Below are 22,516 nucleotides of genomic sequence, written 5' to 3' on the forward strand. Positions count from 1 at the left end.
CTTACTGCATAAACAAAATAGGGAATCATGTTTGATTCCCTATTTTTTGTTTAATTGTCTTGCCTTAAATCTGGCGGAATTGGTAAATCACCACCTTTCAAGGTCGGCCTCTCACCACCACGCTTACGATATTGTTTAAGCTGGAAGACATACGCCAACACTTGGGCTACCGCGGTAAACAGGCCATCGGGGATTTCTTGCTCTAGCTCGGTAGAATGATAGAGAGCACGAGCTAACGGTGGTGCTGGCACAATGTAGATATCATGCTCGCGGGCGATTTCACGAATCTTCATCGCCATATGGTCGACACCTTTGGCTACCACAATCGGGGCTTTATCGGTTTTCTGGTTGTAACGCAGAGCGACCGAGAAGTGCTCCGGGTTGGTGACAATAACATCCGCTTGCGGCACTTCGGCCATCATACGGCGTTGAGCTGCTTCCCTTTGCAACATACGAATACGCCCTTTCACCTCTGGCTTACCTTCGGTGTCTTTGTATTCGTCTTTCACTTCCTGCTTGGTCATTTTTAATTGGTTCGCGTGTTGCCAAATCTGAAATGGGATATCAATCGCGACCACCACCAGTAAAGAACAGCTAATCAATAGGATAAAATTGAGCAGTATATCGAGCGCGTGGAAGATGTTTTGCGGGAATACATCTAAGCTCAGTTGGAACAAATCTTCTTTCGCCGCTTCAATCAGATAAAAAGCCACACCTGACACTAGTGATACTTTTAAGATTGATTTAATCAGCTCAACCCAACTTTGCATCCCCACCATACGCTTTAAGCCGCTCAGTGGGTTCATCTTAGAAAGCTTAGGCATGGCCGCTTCTGCTGAGAAACTAATACCACCCACGCCTGCAGCACCAATTAATGCTGCGATAAACAGAGTAAGAAGAATCAGTAACAGAGGAAGAATAAGAGCGCCTAAAGAGCCTAAAGCAATATCAAACAGTTTGGTCTGATCGAAGATCTCTTCACGTTGCAGATTGAATAAACGCCCCATGATATTAAATAGCGCGCGCGCCAAACCCTCGCCAAACCACATCAAGGCGACTGAACCTACAACCAATACTGAAACCGACGCTAACTCTTTTGACCTTGCAACCTGCCCTTTTTCACGAGCCTGTTGCAAGCGTCTGGGCGTGGCGTCTTCGGTGCGTTCTTGACCGTCTGACTCTGCCAACTCAGTCTCCTGTGACTTTTAGTACCATAACTTCAAAAGTATGGACTAACAATTTAAGCGAATAAAGCGACATACTTGCTGCTCACCCTGCAACCAGATCAGCTCGTAATGGGTAAACAGACCGCCAATAATATACCAACATAAAAGCAGGCCCACGATCAGAGCAAACGCAAAACCTAACGAGAAAATGTTTAACTGTGGCGCAGCACGCGTCATGACACCGAACGATAAGTTAATCGTTAATAGAGCAATGATGCCTGACAAGGACATACTAAGCGCAAGCTGGAACATCGTCCCTAGCCATAACGCCAACTCACGAAAATCCACCGCATTTAGCTTACCAATCCCAATAGGTAATGACTGGAAGCTCAACACCACCAGCATCAGCATCTTCAAATGACCGTCGGTGGCCAAAAAGAACATGGTGGCCAAAAACATAAATAACTGACCAAGCAACGGCGTGTTTTGGCCATTGGCAGGGTCAACCATGGATGCGAAACCTAAGCTCGATTGCATACCCAATATCTGACCTAAGATGACAAACGTTTGGATCATAAATTGCGTCACGGTACCCATGGCTACACCAATAATGATCTGCTCAAGCAGTACCATAAAGCCTTCAAAAGAAAGCAACTCGATAGATTGAGGGACAGCCGGTATCGCCGGCATGACTGCCAAGGTGATCGCTAGGCCGAGATAGAGCCTAATTCGAGTTGAAACAAAGCGCGCCCCAGTTACCGACATCACCATCAGCATGGCGGCAATACGGGTGTAAGGCCAAAAATAGTTGGCTATCCAGTCTAGGACGACGCTTGCAGGGTACTCCATTAGAGCTCCTAATAAAGTACCTGAGGTAGACGCTCAATGATGGAGTAGAAATACTCAGTCATCATAGTCGTCATCATGTGCGCAAAAAACATCAGCGCCAGCAAGGTCACCACCAAACGTGGCAAGAAACTTAGGGTTTGTTCGTTAATCGAAGTTGCCGCTTGGAATATCGCCACCACCAAACCAATCAAAAGGCTAGGAATGATAATGGCGCAGACCATGATCAACACCATCCAGAGTGCATCACGGAATAGCTCAACGAACATTTCAGGAGTCATAGGCTTCTCCCGCTACAAGGCAAAACTGCCGGCCAAGGTGGACAATATCAAGTTCCAACCATCAACCAGTACAAACAGCATTAACTTAAATGGCAAAGATACGATCATTGGCGAAAGCATCATCATACCCATCGCCATCAATACTGAGGCCACCACCAAGTCGATAATCAAAAACGGTAAGAACAGCATAAAGCCTATCTGGAAGGCGGTTTTCAACTCAGAGGTGATAAATGCCGGAATCAATACGGCCATCGATACGTCTTCTGGTGCTGTTGCAGTTGAACCTGAGATGTTAACGAAGGTTTCTAAGTCTTTCACTCGGGTTTGTTTTAACATGAAATCCTTCATCGGGATCTGAGCTAAATCGAACGCCTGACGCGCTGAAATCTGCTCATTAATGTATGGCTGAATCGCCGTATCATTCACCTTGTTAAGGACTGGCGACATGATAAAGAAGGTCAGAAATATTGCGATGCCGATGATCACTTGGTTAGATGGTGTCTGTTGTAAACCCATTGCCTGACGCAATATCGACATCACCACCACAATACGAGTAAAAGAAGTCATCAAAATAACCATGGCAGGCAAGAAGCCAAGCATGGTCATCAACGCAAGGATTTGCAGGTTTATTGAGTAATCTTCACTACCATCTGGGTTGGTAGTCATGGTTAAAGCAGGGATACCGCCACTGCCACCAGTGATGGTGCTGGTCGATATGGTTTTAGCTGAACCTTGCTCTTGCTCCATGGCACTCACGGTAACTGAGTTAGAAGCGACATTACTGTTCACTGGGGTATCAAGCTCTTCCTGTGCCAATACGCTGGTTGAGAACAAGGCTAATACCAAGCTCAACAACAGGGAAGATAATGCGTTATTTTTTATCATTCTTCTTTAAAAGCTGAGTCAGTTGATTTGCAAACGGACTGGATGCCAGCTCCTCCTGAGACAAAGGTTTTTCCAGTTTAGAGATTAATTGAATCGCTTGTGGAGTTACCCCCACCAAGAACTGCTCTTCACCTGCTTGAACGATGATGATTCGCTCGCGAGTGCCCACCGCAACTTGCCTTACTACGCTTAAACCATTCTGATTACCTAGCGCTGGCATGCGCATCCGTTTCAGCAACCAAGCTAACAATAAGATAAGAGCTAAAACGAACAAGAGCGACCCAAAGGTGGTCGCCCAATCTAGTTGGCTGGTAGGAGCCGTAGGAGCCGCTAAAGCCGCTGAAGAAAACAGGGGCGAAAGCAGTAAAAGCGATAATGCTTTCCTGTTCATAGGCTACCTTAGCTTCTTAATACGCTCTGTTTGGCTAATTACATCCGTCAAGCGAATACCGAACTTATCGTTCACCACAACCACTTCGCCGTGCGCAATCAGAGTACCGTTTACGAGTACATCCAACGATTCACCAGCTAGACGCTCAAGCTCAACCACTGAGCCTTGGTTCAGTTGCAGTAAGTTACGAATACTGATTTGCGAGCGACCGACTTCCATCGAAATCGTTACAGGGATATCTAAAATGGTATCGAGTTTACGACGCTCATCATCAGAAATTGGCGAAGACGTATCTTCTAGCTCATCCAGTTGCGCTGACATTACTTCATCAACATCAATCTCTGGAGCGCTTGGATCTTCACCTAACGCGGCTGCCCATTCGTCAGCCAGTTTTTGGTCGTCACTTGGTTCCATACCTAATACCTATTTACCTGATATTTATCTAATGTCTTAATCTTCAATTTCACCGTCATCTTGCTCTAGTTCGGAAATAACATCCTTACCGAGGAAAGCGATATCGGTCTTAACCACATCTGGTCGTCTAATTTTTTCTGATACTTGAACCGCGAGTTTTTCGCCCGAGCGCCCCATCTTAACTCGATAGGTTGGCAGCTCTTCGACGAACATTACTGCATGTTCTGGCATATCCACTGGGATGATGTCGCCCGCTTGCAGCTCCATCAAATCACGCAGTGAAATGTCTTGCTCTAGTAAATCGACGCGGAAATTCACTGGCACATCCATGATCTCTTCACGTAGTGCCGTGCTCCAACGCACGTCTGTCTCCATTTTGTCCGACTGAACACCTGCATCAAGCAGTTCGCGAATCGGCTCAACCATGGAGTAAGGCATCACCACGTGGAAGTCACCACCGCCGCCATCCACTTCAATATGGAATGAGCTCACAACGATCACTTCGGTCGGGCTGACGATGTTCGCCATACTAGGGTTTACTTCAGAGTCGAGATATTCAAACTCAACCCCCATGACTGGCGACCAAGCCTCTTTGTAGTCTTCAAATACGATTTTCAGTAGCAGCTGAACGATACGTCGCTCAGTTGGGGTAAATTCACGCCCTTCGATACGAGCATGGAAACGACCATCACCGCCAAAGAAGTTTTCGACCAAGATAAATACCAAACGCGCTTCCATGGTGATCAGCGCTGTACCTTTAAGCGGTCTAAAGCGCACCATGTTCAAACTGGTTGGTACATACAAGGTATTTTGGTATTCACCAAACTTCATCATCTGCACGCCGTTAATCGAGACTTCAGCGGTTTTTCGCAGCATGTTGAACAAACTGATACGCATATGACGAGCAAAACGCTCGTTGATGAGTTCCAGCGTTGGCATTCGACCACGAACAATGCGGTCTTGAGAAGAGAAGTCAAAGTCTACCGCACTGGAATCACCAAGGACTTCATCCTCTTCAACGTCATCGACATCATCTACGCCATGCAGCAGCGCATCAATTTCGTCTTGGCTTAATAAATCAGTCACTCTTAGTCCTACTGAATTACGAAATCAGTAAATAGCACACGCTCAATCACGGGCTCACCTACTGCGCGAGTTAAACTCGCTTTAATATCATCTGTTGCTTTGTCTCGCAGCTCTACACGACCATTTGCGGTGCGTAATTGCTCTACCGTGGCAGAAGCAAATGTGCCAAGCAACGAGCTTTCAATCAACGGAGAATGGTAACGAGCTAAGTTTTCGTTCTCACTGCCGCGCACCATCAACTGCACTTTAATCTGTACTAAACGATCTTTGCTATCGCCTGTTACGTTAAACAAAAATGGCTGAGCGATATTCACATAAGAAACGGGAGCTTCAAGCGAAGTCGTTGCCTGTTGTGCTGCTAACTCATCAGCACTTGGTTCGCTAGAGCCCATTAAGAAAAACGCCGCACCACCACCGCCAAGTAACAGTACTGCTACCACCGCAATAATGATGATCAGTTTGCCTTTTCCTTTTGGTGCTTCGTTTTCTAATTCTTCTGCCATAGATAAACTTTCTCTAACTATTCAGTTCTTTAATTGCCTTAAGGCATAGTTTAAGCGTAATAACTGATTCCATCACGCTTTGATGCGACATTCAAATCAAGTTTGACGTCTGGTTCAAGGTTTTCTTCTCCTGAGAAGGTTCGATTGCCGTTACCTTGACCACTTCCGCCTTCATTTCCGGCTGCATACTGCCCTTGCTGCTGCCCGGATGATTGCTGTTGAACAGACGTATCACCCAATTGAACACCTTGCTGAGCGAGCATTTCTCTCAAGCGCGGCATCGCTTGTTCAACAATATCACGCGCTTGCTGGTTGGCGACGGTAAAGTGCACGGTGGCACCGTCACCGTTCATATTCATGCGAATTTGCATACGGCCTAGCTCTGGCGGGTCTAAGCGAATATCGATGTTCTTCAAGTTTTTCGACAACATCATTTGCACGCGCTCTGCCACTTGGTCACTTGCCATCTCTTTATTTAGCTGCATTGGAGGCTGAGCTTGGGCCGTTTGTTCGGCACGCATTTGGTTATTGATTCCCTGCTGTCCCGCTGCATGGCTGAGCTGCTGAGCGATCGTCGCATCTGCACCCTGTGCATTAGTGCCATCTTTGGCCGATAGCTTGCCTATTGATGCCGCTGCATTTGCGCCTAGCGCCGCTTTCGTCACCATCTGTTCAGGACTTATTGGCGCGGCAACCGCCTGAGCTGTCATTGCCTGCATCTGTTGAGCAATAGCCGCTTCAGGGCTGGCTACATTAACCATATTAGGTTGCATATTTTGCGGAATAACTTGAGACGTTTGCCCTTGTTGTTGAGCCTGTAACGCGGCTAACTGAGCTTGCTGCACCGCTTGTGGGCTAGCCGCCAGTTTATGACCTGCCTTTAGCTGGTTCTCTGCAAGAGCCGCCAGTTCCGCATCCGTCAGAGGAACACTATCATTGGTAGACCAAGCAATCGCAGCGCTGCTCATCGGTACTGCTGCATTTGGGTCTACCGACTCAGGGCTAACACCATCAACGTTTTGGTTAGTTGCCGCGGAGACAACACCTTGAGCGACGGTTTCGCCGTTTTGTGTGACTTGAGCCATCTCTTCAGTAGTCATTGCCACAATAGGTGCTTGACCATCTACTTGCGATGAAGCGGCACTAAATGAAGTGCCCGTCACTACCATCGTTGGTTGAGTTGTCGCAGGTTGCGCATCTTGCATGGCTTTTAAAGCCGCAATCTCTTCCTCTGACATTGCTTTTAGCGTTTCTGGGTCGAGCTGCTCCGCAGACACCACAGGTGCTTCCAAGGTATTATTTGCAGGTAAGACGATACGCTCACCATGTAAGGTGATTGTTTCTGGTTCTACCGACTGAGCTTGCTGCAAGGCAGCCAAATCCATCTTATCGCTTGCCTGCGCGACAGTTTGGCTCTGGGCATTAGTTGCAGCGATAGTGCCCGCTGACAAGCCTGCCGCCGTAGCAGTTGCGACAGCATTGCCGCTTTCACTCTCTTCAACCGCTACCGCTTTAGCGTCTTGTGGCAACGCATTGCCGTCTTTCGGTTGTAACGCTTGGCTAGATTGATTAAGTCTGCCAAGAAGTTCTTCATTCTCTGATACGGTCTGTTCTGCCTGTTGGGTTGCACTTGCCGCTTTAGTGGTTGCTTCATCGGCGGGCTTTTCAATAAATCGCTCCAGCTCTGCTGGAATACTTGCTTTATCAGACGCTCCCTGTGCCGACTTAGGCGCAGCTTCGCTCTCTTCACTATCCTGCGCTTTAGCTACCGCTTCCGTTTGTTTAGATTCCGCGGCTTTAACATCGGCTTCACCTTCAGACGCCTCACTCGACGTCGCTTTACCCGCCTCTGTGGCAGCTTTGATGTCTGCGTCCGCATCGGCACTTTTTTCGGCTTTAGAATCGCCTTTAATGAAAGAAGTAAGCTTGGAAAAGAAGCCCTCAGATTCAGAGGTTTCACTAGACGAGCTTGAACCGTCCACACTCAGTTTTGTGGCTTTAGCTGCATCCGTTGTCGGTGACAAATTCACATTCATAAATCAATAACTCATCATATAACCGAGGGTAATCAACCGCTTCGGCATATTAGTTAGATGGATTCTAATGCTCAATCGCACTACCGAACTGCGTCAAATAGATTACGAAAAGTGGCATTAAAACAGACCAGATTGTTCTAGTTATTGCAAGATACGCGCCAACCATAAGAATAATAAGTTGACGGTAAAGAGAATTAGTTTAAGGAACGACGAGAATATTGCAGAGTGGAAAACTCATCCATCTGCTTTTGCTCACGTTGATTTTGGATACGTTGCTTTTCAGTCTCTTTCTTCTCAATCATCCATTCATAAGAACGGCGCTGCTTACGACACTCAAGCCAATGCTTTTCGCAGTTTTCCACTTGCTCTTTAAAGTGAGACTCTGCCTGTTTTTGCTTAGACAAGGTGTCATCTAGCGTCGTCAAGAATCGGTTTAGGTGAGTATATTGGCTTGCCGTTAGCCCTTGCTTGCCGCGATCTACCAATTGCTGACAGTAATCGAGACGATATTTTTCGATCTGCTCAAGTTGTTGGTAGTAACCGCTCAGTTCAGTGCGAGCTTGGTTCAGCGCCAGTACTGCTTGGTTCTCACGATCTTTGGCTTGTTCCATTAAGAACTCTAACGCGTTATCCATGGCTCACTTACTCCCCTTTCAGCAAGCTACCGAGCATGTTTACACACATCTCGTATGGCACACTTTCTTTCATACCTTGTTGCAAGAAAGCGTCCAGTCTTGGCTTAAGCGTAAAGGCACTATCGATCGCGGGATCTGTTCCAGGTTTATACGCACCAATGGATACGAGGTCTTGGTTTTTACGGCAAATAGACAGCACCTGACGCACTGCTTTAGACATTAGCACATGCTCTTCGCTGGTAATTTGTGGCATGACACGACTGACCGATTTCTCGACATCTATTGCTGGGTAGTGACCCGCATCAGCCATTTCACGAGACAGCACCACGTGACCATCAAGGATCGCACGAGACGCATCGGCAATTGGGTCTTGCAGATCATCACCTTCAGTTAGAACAGTGAAAAATGCCGTTATTGAACCTTGGTCTGGGCTACCGTTACCCGCACGCTCTACCAATGCAGGCAACTTAGCAAACACAGAAGGCGGATAACCTTTGGTTGCTGGCGGCTCGCCGACGGAGAGTGCGATTTCACGCTGAGCCTGAGCAAAACGAGTGAGCGAATCCATCAGCAACAAAACGTCTAAGCCTTGATCGCGGAAGTATTCGGCAATGGTCAAGGCGGTTTGACAACCTTTTAGACGCATCAAAGGTGAAGAATCCGCAGGCGCGGCGACCACCACTGAGCGTTGACGGCCATCAACACCTAAAATTTCTTCAATAAATTCTTTTACTTCGCGTCCACGCTCACCGATTAGACCGACCACAACCACTTGCGCAGTTGTACCTCGTGTCATCATCCCTAAGGTGACCGATTTACCGACACCTGAACCAGCAAACAGACCGATACGCTGGCCTTTACCTACCGTCAATAGACCGTTGATGGCTTTCAGGCCAACATCCAAAGGTTCTGAGATTGGTTTACGCGCCAGCGGGTTGATAGGTTCAGCGTTAAACGAAGCACGCTTTTCTGTGTAGATAGGACCTAAGCCATCTAAAGGGTTACCCACGCCATCAATCACACGGCCCAGTAATTCCATACCCACAGGTAGACCCGTTTCGCTGGTCAAAGGGGTAACTTTCGCGCCCGGCAGGACACCTGTAATTTGTTCACTCGGCATCAAGAACAGGCTGTCACCGGAAAAGCCAACCACTTCTGCTTCCATCTCGCCATGCATGGTTTCAACACGACACAAACTGCCGATAGGGGCACGGCAACCAGTAGCTTCAAGGGTTAAACCCACCACGCGTACCAATTTACCCGACGCCACAGGGCGACAGGTTAAACCATTCACTTTGTATTGGGAGAGTCGGTCAGCGAGTGGCAGCACTAATCACCACCTTGATGGCGGTTCACACCACAAAAACTTTGCAGCACGCTTCGAATTCGCTCCTCCATACGGTAATTCACGCTCGACTCTCCCGCTTCGATCTGTACATCGCCGCGATTTAGCGCAGGCTCGCTATGCAATGTCCAATTTCTAAATTCGAGAGTCTCGTCCCCGTAGGAAGAACGAATGATTTCGACATCATCAGGATGCAGTTTTAACGTAATCGCATGGCCAGAAACCGGCAGCGATTCTACTGATTGTTTGATGGTATCCAGAATAACTTGAGGGTTGGTTTGAACCTCAACATGCACCACCTCTTTGGTTAAGGTGAGTACCATGTCGACTAGTTGCTTCTCAACCTGAGCATTCATTAGCTCAAGCGGTTGAGCGAACTGGTTAGCTAAGTTTACAAAGGTTTGAACTTGCTGCTGAATAAACTCTTGTCCAGCGGCAACCCCTTCCATCTTTCCGGCTTCTAAGCCTTCTTGATGGCCTTCTTGTAAACCTTGCTCTTTGCCTTTCTCATAACCTTGCTTGAAACCCGCCTCTTGGCCTTGATGCAGGCCATCTTGGTACGCTTGCTGTTTGATCAGCTCGATTTCAGCTTCGGTGAGTTCAACCGGCGCTTCTTCCTCCGGTTGTTCAAAATTAGGCATCCAACTAGGGTCGTAGTTCATCGCCGTTTCACGCGCTTGCGAGTGGGTTTCTGAACTGTAGTCAGGCAAGCCCCATTTCTGTGGCTTTTCTACTTGTTGGTCGTCATCAAGGCGCAAAAAGCCTCGTTTTCTCTCACCTGACATAGTACTTACCTAATTGTGAAATATAACAATGGAAATTATAGGAATTCGTCTGCGCCGCCAGAGAGCATCAGCTCACCTGCATCGGCCATACGACGAGCAATCGCCAACACTTCTTTCTGTGCTGCTTCCACATCCGATACTTTAATCGGTGGCATTGCTTCAATATCATCACGCATCATCTCAGCGGCACGCTTAGACATGTTCTTGAAGATCTTATCGCGCAAACCATCATCGGCACCTTTAAGCGCTTTCTGAAGAACATCTTGAGGAACATCACGCAGCAATTTCTGAATACCTTGGTCGTCCACTTCGATAAGGTTCTCGAATACGAACATAAGGTCTTGAATTTGTGTTGCCATGTCTTCGTCTTGGTCGCGGATTTGCTCCATCAACACGCCTTCGACATTGTTGTCCATGTAGTTCATGATTTCGGCCGCAGCCTTCAGGCCACCAATCTTGGCAGCTTGCGCACCTGCTTGACCAGCGAACTGTTTCTCCATGATTTCGTTCAGCTCTGCCAATGCCGATGGCTGAACTTCTTCAAGGTTGGCAATACGCATCATCAAGTCTAAACGGTCACGTTCAGCAAACTGAGACAAGATCTCCGCCGACTGATCCGGTTCAAGGTAAGACAATACGATAGTTTGAATCTGAGGGTGCTCGTTGATGATGATACTGGCTACCTGACGAGGGTCCATCCATTTCAGTGAATCAAGACCTTTCGAGCCTGTACCCAATAGGATTTGGTCAACAAGGTTATTCGCTTTGTCTTCACCAAGAGCCGCAACAAGGGTATTACGCATGAAGTCTTCACTGCCCATACCAATGTTGGTGTATTTCTGGATGTCTTCCAAGAATGCACGATGAACAACGCCTACTTTGTCTTGGCTAAGATCAGCCGCGCGTGCCATAGCACTACCAACACGCTGAACTTGCTTTGGCTCTAAGTGACGGATAATGCCTGCGGCATCTTCTTCGTTTAAGCTCAGCAGCAAAATTGCCGCACGCTCTTCACCGGGAATCGCTGAAATATCGACGGTATTTTCAGCCACTTCACCGCCTTGTTCTTGAGGTACGATTTCGTTAGGCATCTTGCATCCAATTCTTCACTACTTGCGCCGCAAGCTCTGGTTCATTCGCAACCAGTGCACGCACCGCTTTTAACACATCTTCATCTTTATGCAGATTTGGCAGATCAATGGTTGAGCCAAACTCAAACAGATCCCCACCATCTAGGTCACCACCAATTAGGCTCGTCTCACCATCCATACCGATAGGCAAACCGTCTGGACCATACATTTGATCATCATCTTCATCCGAAGCAGGGTTGAGAAGTTTCTTCATTGCTGGACGTACTAGAACGAGAACCACGATGATGATAACCAACGCACTTGCAAACCAACGAACCCAATCGTTGAAGTTTGGATGTTCCCAAATCGGCACATCTTGAATAATTTCAGACTCTGGCACAGCAAACTGCATGCTGAGAACATTCAGTAAGTCACCACGCGTTTCACTAAAGCCGACTGCACCCACCAACACTTGGCGGATCGAGTTAAGCTCTGTTTCTGATAGCGGCTGATAGGTCGTTTCGCCAGTGTCAGGGTTAACGATAGCGCGGTTCTTAATCGCGACAGCGACCGTTTGGCGATTCACTACACCCGTTTGACGGCGCTCATGGCTAATTGTTGTATCCAACTCGAAGTTACGGGTCGCTTCTTTGTGTACAGAACCTTGGCCTAATACTGAGCCATCTTTCATCTGTGCTACATCTTGAGGAATCGACGCATCCGCTGGAGGTTGATTACTCAATGCGCCCGGTACACCAGCGACAACATTACCGTTGTTGTAATCTTCTAGCGTGTACTCACTACGCGTTGACGGAGTGTTAGGGTCAAAACGTTTACGCGTTTGTTCTACCGCACTGAAATCAAGCTCGATATCCACCTGAGCGGTGTAATTACCAAAGCCTAAAATTGGGATAAGTACAGAATCTATCTTTTCGCGCAATGCTTGCTCTTGCTTACGCTCAAGTTCGTGCTCTTTACGGCGCGCCATTGAGGCTGCGTCTTGAGAGCCAGAACTTAGTAGTCGACCGTGTTGATCCGTCACTGTGACTCGAGTTGGCTTCATGCCCGGTACGGCACTCGACACCATATCGACAATCGAATCGACTTCTTCTTGTTTTAACGTGTTACCCGTATTCACCGTTAAGAACACCGATGCGGACGCTTCTTGGTTGTGACGTACGAACACACTTTGTTTTGGTAGGGCAAGTAAAACACGCGCTTTACGCACCTGTTTCATTTCTTCAATCGCTTTAGAAAGCTGACGCTCGCGGCTCAGTTTCAGACGTTCAAGCTCAAGGCGCTGAGAAACACCAAAGCCCATGTCTTGCAGCAAGATATCATCGCCAGCTTCTTTCTCTTGGTTTAAACCCGCACGAGCAAGATTGAGCTTAAGGCCGCTGTATTCAGCTACTGGCACCATAATGGTGTTGCCTTCAAGCGTGTACTCTTGTTTTTGTTGGTCTAAGTAATCAAGTACAGGGATCAGTTCTTCTGTTTCATATGCACCTAGTGGGCGCATTTCGGGTTCTTTCACCCAAAAGAACAGCATTACGATCAACGCAACACAGATAGAAATCGACAGCACCAATACAACTTGACGAAGTAGGTCGAGATCACCCACTGCCATATCGAACTTGGAACTGCTTTTTTCATCAAGATCAGGATTTTGACTCACGCCAGCATCCGCATCAGATTGCGTGATCAAAGCGTTATCAGAGCTAGACTCTGAAAGAGTCAAATCGGTTGATTGGTTTGGATCTGCCACAGAAAATACCTAAGTTACACTGGCATGTTCATCAATTCTTTGTACGCTTCAACAAGCTTGTTGCGTACCTGAATTGTTGCTTCAAATGCGACACTGGATTTGTTGCGCGCAATCATTACATCGGAAAGAGAAACCCCTTCATCACCGCGGTCAAAACGCATCTGAAGGTTACTTGAGGTTTTAGAAAGATCGTTAACGTTATTAATAGCGTTGTTCAATAGCGCACTAAAATCAGCGCCCACAGCCTGTCCTGTCGCCGCTGGTTTAGCGTTAGTGGCTTCAAGCATCATGGCTTGCATTTCACTATTAAATCCATCAACTCTCATCATTACCTCTGATGTCAACTATTTGACTAACTCTTTCGCTGTAATACTGACGCTGCAAATCCTATGCCACGTAGATATAAGGTATCGAAAATAGCACGTTAGTTTGGAATATCAATCCCTGCATCTCGCATTTTTGCTAGCTTGTAGCGCAAAGTACGTGGACTAATACCTAATTTCTCAGCCATTTCCTTACGACGACCACCACACTCAACTAAAGTCTCAAGAATAATGGCGTATTCTTGGTCTCTTAGTTCATTACCTAGGCCTGATGCTGAAGGCAGTGTTTGAGAAGCCTCAGCTTCAGCCACAGGTTTAACTGTTGGCGTCGCGACATGACCCGTTTCAACCACGTGCTGAAGGCTAGTAGCATCTTGCCAATCAAGCCCTTCAAGGAGAATATGATCGCCTGTGATGTGGCTGTTTTCGCTCAAGATTAATGCTCGCTGCACGACATTATCTAGCTCGCGCACGTTACCAGGCCAAGGGTACGCTACCAACTTATTCAATGCTTCCTCATTAATAGTTGGAACTGGCATCCCCAATTTTTGGCAGTGACGCTCAACCAAATGTTTAGCAAGCGGTGCGATATCGCCTTTACGCTCACAAAGCGCAGGCCATGCAATTGGGAATACATTTAAGCGGTAGTACAAGTCTTCACGGAAATTACCCTCTTGCACGTACTGCTTTAAGTCACGGTTACTGGTGGCCAGAACTCTGACATCTAATTTGATGCTCTTACGGCTACCTAAACGCTCGACTTCTCTTTCTTGTAGCACACGTAAAAGTTTAGCTTGTAGATTGAGATCCATCTCACTAATTTCATCGAGCAAGATGGTGCCGCCTTGAGCTTGTTCGAATTTACCCGGGCACGCTTGTACTGCACCAGTAAATGCGCCCTTCTCGTAACCAAATAAAGTGGCTTCCAACATATTGTCAGGAATGGCTGCACAGTTGATGGCAACAAAAGGGCCATCTTTGCGATTTGAAGCATTATGAATGTAGCGAGACATCACTTCTTTACCCGAACCACTCGGGCCAAGCACCATTACATTGGCATCGGTCTTTGCAACTTTATCTGCCAATGCGAGTAGTTTTAAGCTTTTCTCATCCGCCACTACCGCATCACCGTTATCGTCAGACTTAACGGGCGCATAGCGGCTTACCATGTTAAGTAAAACTTCTGGAGCAAAAGGCTTCGCCATGTAATCAATCGCGCCATCTTTCATAGCGGAAACGGCATCTTCAATGTTGGCGTAGGCCGTCATCAATAGCACTGGTAAATTTGGCCAATGCTGCTTGATGTTACGTAGAAGAGCTAAACCGCCCATACCGGCCATTTGCACGTCAGAGACCACGATATCTACGGCGTTGGACTTAAGTTTAACTAAGGCATCTTCAGCGCTGTCAGCTTCTAGCCACTCATAACCTGCTAGGGCTAGAGTATCAACCAGTGCTTCGCGTAGACCTTCATCATCCTCTACGATAAGTACTTTGCTTTGAGCCATTGTTATTCTCCAGTCGTTACTGCTTGTTCAGGTGATATGCGTCGCTCTAATGGAATGCACATTGTAAAGCACGCCCCATCACCCTCTTCTGAAATAAGTTCTAACCTTCCATCATGGGCACGGCACACCATTTGGACAACCGCTAAACCAAGGCCAGTACCTTGCGAGCGAGTTGTGAAGAAAGGTTCCATTATCTTTTGCTGCAATTCCTGCGGCACACCCGGCCCACTGTCTTGAACCGAGATTTTTAATTCGTTATTCACTGGACGGAAAAATACGTCCACTTGTGATTCTTTGCCTGCGATTTGAATCGCGTTCATCACTAAGTTACTTAATGCTGAAGCAATCGCATTGGCATTCCCCGTCAAGGTTGTTTCTTCTTGTTCAACCTCTAGGCAGTAGTCGATAGCATTATTTTTAATTGCGGTTTCCACCATCGGAGAAAACTCTGCAATCAAATCCGACACTTTAAATGGCTTAACCACTTTGTTGTCGCCACCTTTAGCAAACAACAGCATATCATTAACTTGTTTTTCAAGGTCATGCAGTCGATCAAGCAATTTGGTTTGAAAGCGATCTTTTGTTGCAGGAGGAAGATTCGGCGCACCTAAGTTCGCGGCATAAAGCATCGCACTTGAAAGCGGAGTCCGAACTTGGTGAGCCAGAGAAGCGACCATACGACCTAACGACGACAAACGCTGCAAGTCACTGATGCGCGATTGCAACAGGCGAGTCTCAGTCAAATCAGTGACCAAAATAAGCTGACCCGTTGCAGAAGCTGAAATCGCCAATCTTACTTTGCGTCCATTACGCAAAGAGATCTCATGACCATCATCTTCTCGCGGCGCAAACGCCTGCTGAATCACCTCAAACCACTTCTGCCCCACTAGCGGCACTTCCAATAAGCGCAGCGCTTCAGGATTCGCTTCACGCACGACCCCTTGGGTATCGAGCAGAATCACGCCTGCAGGCATAACATCCAATACCTGTTGGTAACGTTCTACTTGCTCTTCTAAAGAGCCTAAATGGTGATTTTCGCTTTGCTGGCTAGATTGCATGTCGTTTTTTTGCCTCAGATACTACAATGGCTTGAAATGCAAAATGCACGCCAAGCCATTTTATTATATTTTACAATAAGTTAAGGTAAAGTCGATTTTTTGACAGCGCCTTATCTTTGTAAATTGTATTTGCGCATCTTCTCTACAAGAGTAGTACGACGCATACCCAGCATATCCGCTGCACGAGCAACAACACCACCCTGCGCTTCAAGCGCTTGGTTAATCATTGTCACCTCTAGTTCAGCCAACATCTCTTTGAGATTCACCCCTTCAGGAGGCAGAGATTGCGGCGCGTTTTCGCTGCTAGGGAACAAGTCTGACTCGTCCAAATCAAAATCGTCAGAGAAGATATTCGCTAGCGCATCGCGCTCTTGCTCTTCAACGGAAATCACCGGATTGTATTCTGGTTGGAACTCAGGAATATCACTGTAACGATACTTAGTCGGTAGATGGTTTACATCCACTAAGCTATTTGGATACAGAATGATCATGCGTTCAACTAGGTTAGCTAGCTCACGCACGTTGCCCGGCCAATCATGCTCAGTCAATGAGTTAATCGCTCGTGGAGTAAAACAGATAGGCTGAGCGCCTTCTGCTTCCATACGGGTCATTAACTCTTGAAGCAGTAATGGGATGTCTTCTTTACGCTCACGCAAAGCTGGCATCTCGATCGGGAAGACGTTGAGGCGATAGTATAAGTCTTCGCGGAACGACTCTTCGTTGATCATGGTATCAAGATTACGGTGTGTCGCCGCTATAATACGCACATCAGCACGAATGGTACTGTTACCACCTACACGCTCAAAACAGCGCTCTTGTAGAACACGCAGCAACTTAACCTGCATTGGCATCGGCATATCACCGATTTCATCCAAAAACAGAGTTCCGCCTTCCGCAAGTTCAAAACGGCCTTTACGCGCGGTGATAGCACCGGTAAACGCCCCTTTTTCATGACCGAACAGTTCGCTTTCTAAAAGATCTGGCGGAATCGCACCACAGTTAATTGGCACAAACGGCCCACCACGGCGTGATGAATGGTAGTGGATATTACGTGCGACCACTTCTTTACCAGTACCTGACTCACCCAGAATCAATACGTTCGCTTCCGTAGAAGAAACCTGCTCAATCAGGTGACGTACTTCTTTAATACCATGGCTTTGCCCGACTAGACTGCGAAATAAAGTGTTCTTACGAGCAGTAGAGACGACATTAACGCCTTTACGACCCAAAAAGTCTTTGCAGTGACGGAGCGCTTCGCTGAGCTGCGGGTAGTTCAATGGGAAAGCAAGATCACCAACATAGTTGGTAAAATCATCGACATTGCGAAACTCTTTGTTCGCAACCAAAAGAGGTATGTGATTGGCACGCGCGAGGGCATCACCCAACTTTTTTGCTTCAGTGCTGTTAGATATAGAGCCAACAATGCATCCAGACCAAACTCCGGATAAATCTAACGTATCAATTTGTGCGGCACTGATAACTTCGCACTGTTCACCAACGAACTCTAGAATACTAGATAAGGTCGCTTGTGCTTGCGCGTCGTCTTCAATTACAAGTAATTTTGCTAAACCTTGCATAGGTGAGAATGATTGCCTTCATTAAATACTTGGGGCTGCTGACATAATATGTAATTTGCTCTCTAACTTTGTTCGAGTAATTTTAACGATAGTCAAAATACAAATTTCAGCAACAAAAAAAGCCACTAGGCTAGTTAGTGGCTTCTATTCTATTTGATAAAAAAAATAAGGCAACCAAGCAATTATGGGGTGTGATATTAACCCAAAGCTATTTTTTTTAAATATCCAAATAAAATAACACTTATTTAATAAATTGCTTACAAACCAACATCTTGCGCTGTTAAGTTATGAAACTCAGTTGGGATCTGTTCCCACGCAGATTTAATCTCGCGAATAATGTCGATAACATCGTCAATTGGCTGCGGATCGTTCTGATGATTTGCCGCAGTAATTTGTGTAATCATGAATTCGTACAATTGATCCAAATTTTGAGCAATATCACCACCGTCGTCCATCGATAGACAACTGCGCAAGCTAATAATGATATCTAGCGCTTTACCTAGACGCTCACCTTTCGCTGGAATATTACCTTGCTGCATTGCAGCTTTACCTTGAATCAAGCGCTCAATCGCACCAGACATCAGCATCGTTACGATCTTATGCGGGGAGGCCGCACTGAGCTGGCTATCTACCGATACCTTCTTGTATGCCTGTAATGAACCGCGCATAACATTCCTCTTTATAAAAACTTTTTGTATTGCTGAACCGACTTACTGCCGTGTCGATACTTATGTAGGGTCTGACCTATCGCTGCTGTCTGCTGCGCCATCAAGTCCACCACTTCTTTAGTCAGAGCAATCGCCTTTTGCCATTGTTCTGTTTCTGCCAACTCAGGTGACTTTTTGACGTCGCTAATGATAGTTAGCAACAATTGTTCCCTTTTATCGACCAACGAATGAATTTCTTCAGTATCAATGTCAGCGGATGTAAGGGTGATTTTAATATTGCGATCGAGATCACTCAATAACTTTAGCTGTTCTAGGAAATTATTGGCCAAGAGCATTCATCATCCCTGCCAATTGAGCTTGCATTTTACTGGTCGAATCTTGCATCGCAGAGAATTTAGCATGAGTTCGTTTCTCTAGACCTTCCATACGACGGTCTAACTTCACTTGATCATCTTGTAAACGATAGTTTCTTTCTACCAAGCTCTGTTCGCGGGTTCTTAGCGAACCTTGAACACCGGTAATGCCATGAATCGCATCTTCAACCTTTTTGGCAAAGCCTTGGTTGCCACCAAAGAAGTCTTCCAACTTACCAAAGTTGTTATTCAACTGCCTATCCAGCATGTTGTAATTGATCTCTAATGTACCTTGGCGAGTCGTGGTAATACCGAACTCGGTCAATGATTTTAGATCTTCTGGGGCAGGTTCAATCGATGATGAGAACACAGACTTCAAACGAGAATCTGCGCTACGTACCGTACTATCTCCTGAAAGCGGCCCCGCTTGACCCGTTAATGGGTCTACACTTGCTAAGTCTTTAGATAGCTGATGGAACTGGTTGTAAGCGGCGACAAATTGTTCGATGTCTTCACGCACACCTTGTCGATCGTATTCAATATCGATTTCTGATGGTCGCTGAGTTGGGTCGCTGCGACCTTTCAAGGTTAAATCTACGCCATCAATGGCATCTTCAATAATGTTATTATTACTTGAGAGCTCGGCAACACCATCAAGCAACACTTTAGAATCTTGCGCCGCTTGCACTTGAGTCATGCCGCCATAGGCATCAAAAGATGATTGCGCGGCTTTTAGATCCGCTTGAGCTTTATCAATACGTTCTAAATATTCACGTTGCTCAGGCGGTAGCAAATCACGTTTGGCTTGCTTTGCTTGTGCATCATCAAGCTCACCAGCCGCGAGAGCAGCATCAATTTTATCGGCTTTCACTTTATCTGCCGCATCAATCATCGCCTGCTCTTGTGCCATTTGTTTATCGAGTGCTGCTTGTGCTTCTTTTGGCGTAACGTAAGAATCGGTCAATGTGCCCGAAGCAGTATTCGACCATCCTGGCACATCACCCGCTTTTTCTTGCGCTTTTGAGTCTAGCTCTGGCTCTGGTTCCCAGTAAGAATCCAATAAAGTGCCTGATGCTGTTTCTGTCCAACCGGGAATACGGTCTTCAGGTTTAATATATTTGTTTGCAGCTTGGCCTGCGTTCGCAGCGGCAGTAAGTGCCGCGGATGACATTTCGTTAGTTGGTGTGATGTCTTTTGCCGCATTTGGGTCGACAACACTTGCCGCTTGCTTAGTGGTATCGGCAATTTCTTGATCGACAACTTTTGCCGCATCGATATTCGCTTGGGCAATTCGGTCAGCGACCAATTGTTCTTCTGGTGTGAGCGGGCTGAGTAGCTCTTGAGCAGCCGCTCGGGCGCTTTCAAGGTCTTCTACTCGTTGCTCTAAGGTTTTGTATTCAAGACGTTTAAGCAGATTATCTGGCTTATCTGTCTCAACACTCATTTTAACGGCGTTGTCCTGACCTGATGCGTCAGAAGCAACGATAAGACGAGGGCCGTTGACATCATTGATAACAGAAGCACGCACTCCTGGGTTAGATTTAGTGCCGTTAATACCACGGACAATATCACCTAACTTGGAGTGCTCTTTTACGTCAACAACGAACGACTTGCTGCCCATCGAAATACGCAACTTACCCGCGTTAAACTTGCCATCTTCTGGAAGTACATCAGAGGCAATCTTATGGCTTTGAGCAAGTTGCAACACATCGACAGCATAACGGCCTGCAATAGCTTCAGTTGTAGCGGTTGCTGATACTACGGTGTCATCAGTAGACTCCACCGTTCTCGCAGCAAACGCCTTTTCTTGACGGAAACTTGCCATCAAGTTTTTCATCGTATCCAGCGACTCTCTAAGCCGCCCATAAGCACTAATACTGGTATCAATTTCAGTGCGCTCATTGTCGATGCGCTGCTGCTTTGGAGTGCGCTCTGCATCGACAATTTTGCTCACCATGGAATTGATATCCATGCCAGTATTCATCCCTATCGGGCCAAAACTCATCTAATCACCTCAAAATACGATTACACCTTATCGATCACCAAGCCCGATGAATACCGAGCAGTTTGTTCTCTAAGGCGTCGCAAGACTTCCAACATTTCCTCATCGGGTATCTGACGAATTATCTCACCAGTGCTTTCTTCAAAAATGGTGACGACATCTCGACCTGATTCTTCATCGACTCGAAAAGATAAACTGGTGTTGATTGAAGAGATAAACTCGTTCATCTGTTCAACCACCTTTTCACGCTCTTGCTCAGATAGCTTCTGCCTAACTTGCATGGCTTCGGCTGTCTGTTCGACTGAACGTGATGCCAACTGATCTAATTCTGTTGCCACATCCTTCTTCGAAGGTAAGGAAACTCCTTGCGGATTATCATATCCCGAAGCAATTTTAGTGCCACTTTGTGAGCCATAAGACTGGATGTTCGACGTGTAGGATGGTATCTCCATAACAATCTCCCTTCCACCTCATAGGTTGGTAGCTCAAACGAGCTACGCATCCTAGTCAGCTCGGCTGTTACTTTAACCCAATAGGCTTAGTGCTGCAGTTGGAGTCTGCTTAGCTTGTGCCAATACTGACGTACTCGCCTGCTGTAGGATCTGAGATTTCGTCATTTGGGTTGTTTCTTTTGCGTAGTCAGTATCACGAATACGGCCACGCGATGCGTTTACGTTCTCGTTGATATTGTCTAGGTTGTTGATCGCATGATCAAAACGGTTTTGGAATGCACCTAATGATGCACGTTGGCTATCAACCGATTTCAATGCGCCGTCAATAACAGATACAGCAAGTTGTGAGCCAGCTACTGTTGATACATCAATATCAGCCACTGTCACATCTTGTGCAGCACCAAAGCCAAGGTCAGTACCTAGACCACCAGCAATAGTAACATTACCGTCGACTTTATTGGTTGCGGCGAATAACTGCATTTTACCATCTTCACCAACCGATGCTTTCACATCTTCACTTTGGCCGTTGATGTAAGTTGCAAGCTGCTCAACATCATCGCCAACTTTAGCGTCAATGCTGATAGATTGAGCGTCACCATGCACATCAGTATAGCTAAGCGTTATGTCAGTCGTACCCGCTTGCACGCGCCAATCTGCTGCTTTACCTGTCGTTGCTGTGTATGACTTACCACCCATCTCAGCCGTATCTGAGCGCATATTACTCATGGTTAGCTGTACTGCTTCACCAGAGCCAGCACCAATCTGGAATGATTGGCTACCGTATTTACCGTTCAGTAGTTTGTTACCACCAAATGACGTCGTTTCCGCAATACGGTTTAACTCATCATTTAACGCAGTCACTTCTTCTTGAATCGCTACACGCTCCGAACGAGAGTTCGAACCATTTGATGATTGCAGCGATAGATCACGCATACGTTGCAGAATGTTGGTGGTTTCATTCATCGCACCTTCTGCTGTTTGCGCAATAGAAATACCATCGTTGGCATTTCGAACGGCAACATCTAGGCCACGGCTTTGTGACGTTAGGCGGTTAGAGATTTGCAGACCTGCTGCATCATCTTTCGCGCTGTTGATTTTATAACCAGACGACAAACGTTCCATAGACTTTTGCATACCATCAGTAGCATTGTTTACGTAACGCTGTGCGGTCATCGCGGACACATTCGTATTCACGTTGATTGCCATATTTTGATCTCCTTAGGCATTGGGGAATGCATCTCAGTGTCTCTCACCTCACTTTGACGCATCTCATTTCTCTCAATCCTTTAACGGCGAGAGGAATATAACCTTTAGAGAAAAATTTAATTTTTTTAGATTTTATTTACTGGCATCGATAAAACGTGACC

Annotated in this window: 23 protein-coding genes; all 23 read right to left on the reverse strand. The window is 46.6% G+C overall.

What is annotated here, in order from left to right; all coding sequences use genetic code 11:
* Window positions 1-50: 50 nt before the first annotated feature.
* Window positions 51-1,187, reverse strand: coding sequence for a flagellar biosynthesis protein FlhB (gene flhB / locus OH461_RS06605; protein ID WP_270019797.1), 1,137 nt, complete (start codon window positions 1,185-1,187; stop codon window positions 51-53).
* Between the two features lie 45 nt (window positions 1,188-1,232).
* On the reverse strand, window positions 1,233-2,015 hold the full coding sequence (fliR, locus tag OH461_RS06610) for a flagellar biosynthetic protein FliR (RefSeq protein ID WP_270019798.1): 783 nt from the start codon (window positions 2,013-2,015) through the stop codon (window positions 1,233-1,235).
* Window positions 2,016-2,023: 8 nt separating this feature from the next.
* Window positions 2,024-2,293, reverse strand: coding sequence for a flagellar biosynthesis protein FliQ (fliQ, locus tag OH461_RS06615; RefSeq protein WP_270019799.1), 270 nt, complete (start codon window positions 2,291-2,293; stop codon window positions 2,024-2,026).
* A 12-nt stretch (window positions 2,294-2,305) separates the two neighbouring features.
* Window positions 2,306-3,178, reverse strand: a complete 873-nt coding sequence (fliP, locus tag OH461_RS06620; protein WP_270019800.1) for a flagellar type III secretion system pore protein FliP — start codon at window positions 3,176-3,178, stop codon at window positions 2,306-2,308.
* Window positions 3,165-3,569 (reverse strand): flagellar biosynthetic protein FliO, encoded by a 405-nt coding sequence (gene fliO / locus OH461_RS06625; protein WP_270019801.1) that lies wholly within the window; start codon window positions 3,567-3,569, stop codon window positions 3,165-3,167. Before fliO ends, fliP begins: the two co-directional genes overlap by 14 nt.
* 3 nt (window positions 3,570-3,572) lie before the next feature.
* Window positions 3,573-3,983: a flagellar motor switch protein FliN gene (fliN, locus tag OH461_RS06630; protein WP_005471831.1), complete on the reverse strand. Its 411-nt coding sequence runs from the start codon at window positions 3,981-3,983 to the stop codon at window positions 3,573-3,575.
* Between the two features lie 36 nt (window positions 3,984-4,019).
* Window positions 4,020-5,069 carry a flagellar motor switch protein FliM gene (fliM, locus tag OH461_RS06635; protein ID WP_270019802.1) on the reverse strand — a complete coding sequence of 350 codons (1,050 nt, stop codon included), beginning with the start codon at window positions 5,067-5,069 and terminating at the stop codon, window positions 4,020-4,022.
* Between the two features lie 8 nt (window positions 5,070-5,077).
* Window positions 5,078-5,572 carry a flagellar basal body-associated protein FliL gene (gene fliL / locus OH461_RS06640; protein WP_270019803.1) on the reverse strand — a complete coding sequence of 165 codons (495 nt, stop codon included), beginning with the start codon at window positions 5,570-5,572 and terminating at the stop codon, window positions 5,078-5,080.
* 50 nt (window positions 5,573-5,622) lie between these two features.
* Window positions 5,623-7,608, reverse strand: a complete 1,986-nt coding sequence (locus OH461_RS06645; protein ID WP_270019804.1) for a flagellar hook-length control protein FliK — start codon at window positions 7,606-7,608, stop codon at window positions 5,623-5,625.
* A gap of 194 nt (window positions 7,609-7,802) precedes the next feature.
* Window positions 7,803-8,243 (reverse strand): flagellar export protein FliJ, encoded by a 441-nt coding sequence (fliJ, locus tag OH461_RS06650; RefSeq protein WP_270019805.1) that lies wholly within the window; start codon window positions 8,241-8,243, stop codon window positions 7,803-7,805.
* A gap of 7 nt (window positions 8,244-8,250) precedes the next feature.
* Window positions 8,251-9,573 (reverse strand): flagellar protein export ATPase FliI, encoded by a 1,323-nt coding sequence (gene fliI, locus OH461_RS06655; RefSeq protein ID WP_270019806.1) that lies wholly within the window; start codon window positions 9,571-9,573, stop codon window positions 8,251-8,253.
* On the reverse strand, window positions 9,573-10,373 hold the full coding sequence (gene fliH / locus OH461_RS06660) for a flagellar assembly protein FliH (RefSeq protein ID WP_270019807.1): 801 nt from the start codon (window positions 10,371-10,373) through the stop codon (window positions 9,573-9,575). Before fliH ends, fliI begins: the two co-directional genes overlap by 1 nt.
* A gap of 35 nt (window positions 10,374-10,408) precedes the next feature.
* The gene (gene fliG, locus OH461_RS06665; RefSeq protein ID WP_270019808.1) at window positions 10,409-11,464 is read right to left on the reverse strand and encodes a flagellar motor switch protein FliG; all 1,056 of its coding nucleotides are present in this window, start codon (window positions 11,462-11,464) and stop codon (window positions 10,409-10,411) included.
* Entirely contained in the window at window positions 11,457-13,208 is a 1,752-nt protein-coding gene (gene fliF, locus OH461_RS06670) for a flagellar basal-body MS-ring/collar protein FliF (protein ID WP_270019809.1), read from the reverse strand. The genes fliG and fliF overlap by 8 nt, the downstream gene beginning before the upstream one ends.
* A 14-nt stretch (window positions 13,209-13,222) precedes the next feature.
* Window positions 13,223-13,534 carry a flagellar hook-basal body complex protein FliE gene (fliE, locus tag OH461_RS06675; RefSeq protein WP_270019877.1) on the reverse strand — a complete coding sequence of 104 codons (312 nt, stop codon included), beginning with the start codon at window positions 13,532-13,534 and terminating at the stop codon, window positions 13,223-13,225.
* Window positions 13,535-13,632: 98 nt separating this feature from the next.
* On the reverse strand, window positions 13,633-15,039 hold the full coding sequence (locus tag OH461_RS06680) for a sigma-54-dependent transcriptional regulator (protein ID WP_270019810.1): 1,407 nt from the start codon (window positions 15,037-15,039) through the stop codon (window positions 13,633-13,635).
* 2 nt (window positions 15,040-15,041) lie between these two features.
* Window positions 15,042-16,097 (reverse strand): sensor histidine kinase, encoded by a 1,056-nt coding sequence (locus OH461_RS06685; RefSeq protein WP_270019811.1) that lies wholly within the window; start codon window positions 16,095-16,097, stop codon window positions 15,042-15,044.
* Between the two features lie 110 nt (window positions 16,098-16,207).
* Window positions 16,208-17,674 (reverse strand): sigma-54 dependent transcriptional regulator, encoded by a 1,467-nt coding sequence (locus OH461_RS06690; RefSeq protein ID WP_270019812.1) that lies wholly within the window; start codon window positions 17,672-17,674, stop codon window positions 16,208-16,210.
* Between the two features lie 257 nt (window positions 17,675-17,931).
* Complete coding sequence (gene fliS / locus OH461_RS06695) at window positions 17,932-18,342, reverse strand: flagellar export chaperone FliS (RefSeq protein WP_260259528.1); 411 nt, start codon at window positions 18,340-18,342, stop codon at window positions 17,932-17,934.
* Between the two features lie 11 nt (window positions 18,343-18,353).
* Entirely contained in the window at window positions 18,354-18,677 is a 324-nt protein-coding gene (locus OH461_RS06700) for a flagellar protein FliT (RefSeq protein ID WP_270019813.1), read from the reverse strand.
* On the reverse strand, window positions 18,661-20,700 hold the full coding sequence (gene fliD, locus OH461_RS06705; RefSeq protein WP_270019814.1) for a flagellar filament capping protein FliD: 2,040 nt from the start codon (window positions 20,698-20,700) through the stop codon (window positions 18,661-18,663). The genes OH461_RS06700 and fliD overlap by 17 nt, the downstream gene beginning before the upstream one ends.
* Before the next feature lie 20 nt (window positions 20,701-20,720).
* The gene (gene flaG / locus OH461_RS06710; protein WP_270019815.1) at window positions 20,721-21,149 is read right to left on the reverse strand and encodes a flagellar protein FlaG; all 429 of its coding nucleotides are present in this window, start codon (window positions 21,147-21,149) and stop codon (window positions 20,721-20,723) included.
* Between the two features lie 72 nt (window positions 21,150-21,221).
* Window positions 21,222-22,355: a flagellin gene (locus OH461_RS06715; protein ID WP_270019816.1), complete on the reverse strand. Its 1,134-nt coding sequence runs from the start codon at window positions 22,353-22,355 to the stop codon at window positions 21,222-21,224.
* Window positions 22,356-22,516: the final 161 nt, after the last annotated feature.

It is taken from the genome of Vibrio sp. LaRot3, assembly GCF_027587025.1.
GTDB lineage: Bacteria > Pseudomonadota > Gammaproteobacteria > Enterobacterales > Vibrionaceae > Vibrio.

Excerpts from the sequence above, each read along its gene's own strand:
- fliL (WP_270019803.1), bottom strand. The coding sequence starts at position 5,572 with ATGGCAGAAGAATTAGAAAACGAAGCACCAAAAGGAAAAGGCAAACTG.
- fliR (WP_270019798.1), bottom strand. The coding sequence starts at position 2,015 with ATGGAGTACCCTGCAAGCGTCGTCCTAGACTGGATAGCCAACTATTTT.
- fliP (WP_270019800.1), bottom strand. The coding sequence starts at position 3,178 with ATGATAAAAAATAACGCATTATCTTCCCTGTTGTTGAGCTTGGTATTA.
- OH461_RS06700 (WP_270019813.1), bottom strand. The coding sequence starts at position 18,677 with ATGCTCTTGGCCAATAATTTCCTAGAACAGCTAAAGTTATTGAGTGAT.
- fliE (WP_270019877.1), bottom strand. The coding sequence starts at position 13,534 with ATGAGAGTTGATGGATTTAATAGTGAAATGCAAGCCATGATGCTTGAA.
- fliO (WP_270019801.1), bottom strand. The coding sequence starts at position 3,569 with ATGAACAGGAAAGCATTATCGCTTTTACTGCTTTCGCCCCTGTTTTCT.
- fliQ (WP_270019799.1), bottom strand. The coding sequence starts at position 2,293 with ATGACTCCTGAAATGTTCGTTGAGCTATTCCGTGATGCACTCTGGATG.
- OH461_RS06690 (WP_270019812.1), bottom strand. The coding sequence starts at position 17,674 with ATGCAAGGTTTAGCAAAATTACTTGTAATTGAAGACGACGCGCAAGCA.
- OH461_RS06685 (WP_270019811.1), bottom strand. The coding sequence starts at position 16,097 with ATGCAATCTAGCCAGCAAAGCGAAAATCACCATTTAGGCTCTTTAGAA.
- fliS (WP_260259528.1), bottom strand. The coding sequence starts at position 18,342 with ATGCGCGGTTCATTACAGGCATACAAGAAGGTATCGGTAGATAGCCAG.
- fliJ (WP_270019805.1), bottom strand. The coding sequence starts at position 8,243 with ATGGATAACGCGTTAGAGTTCTTAATGGAACAAGCCAAAGATCGTGAG.
- OH461_RS06680 (WP_270019810.1), bottom strand. The coding sequence starts at position 15,039 with ATGGCTCAAAGCAAAGTACTTATCGTAGAGGATGATGAAGGTCTACGC.
- OH461_RS06715 (WP_270019816.1), bottom strand. The coding sequence starts at position 22,355 with ATGGCAATCAACGTGAATACGAATGTGTCCGCGATGACCGCACAGCGT.
- fliH (WP_270019807.1), bottom strand. The coding sequence starts at position 10,373 with ATGTCAGGTGAGAGAAAACGAGGCTTTTTGCGCCTTGATGACGACCAA.
- OH461_RS06645 (WP_270019804.1), bottom strand. The coding sequence starts at position 7,608 with ATGAATGTGAATTTGTCACCGACAACGGATGCAGCTAAAGCCACAAAA.
- fliD (WP_270019814.1), bottom strand. The coding sequence starts at position 20,700 with ATGAGTTTTGGCCCGATAGGGATGAATACTGGCATGGATATCAATTCC.
- fliN (WP_005471831.1), bottom strand. The coding sequence starts at position 3,983 with ATGGAACCAAGTGACGACCAAAAACTGGCTGACGAATGGGCAGCCGCG.
- fliG (WP_270019808.1), bottom strand. The coding sequence starts at position 11,464 with ATGCCTAACGAAATCGTACCTCAAGAACAAGGCGGTGAAGTGGCTGAA.
- flaG (WP_270019815.1), bottom strand. The coding sequence starts at position 21,149 with ATGGAGATACCATCCTACACGTCGAACATCCAGTCTTATGGCTCACAA.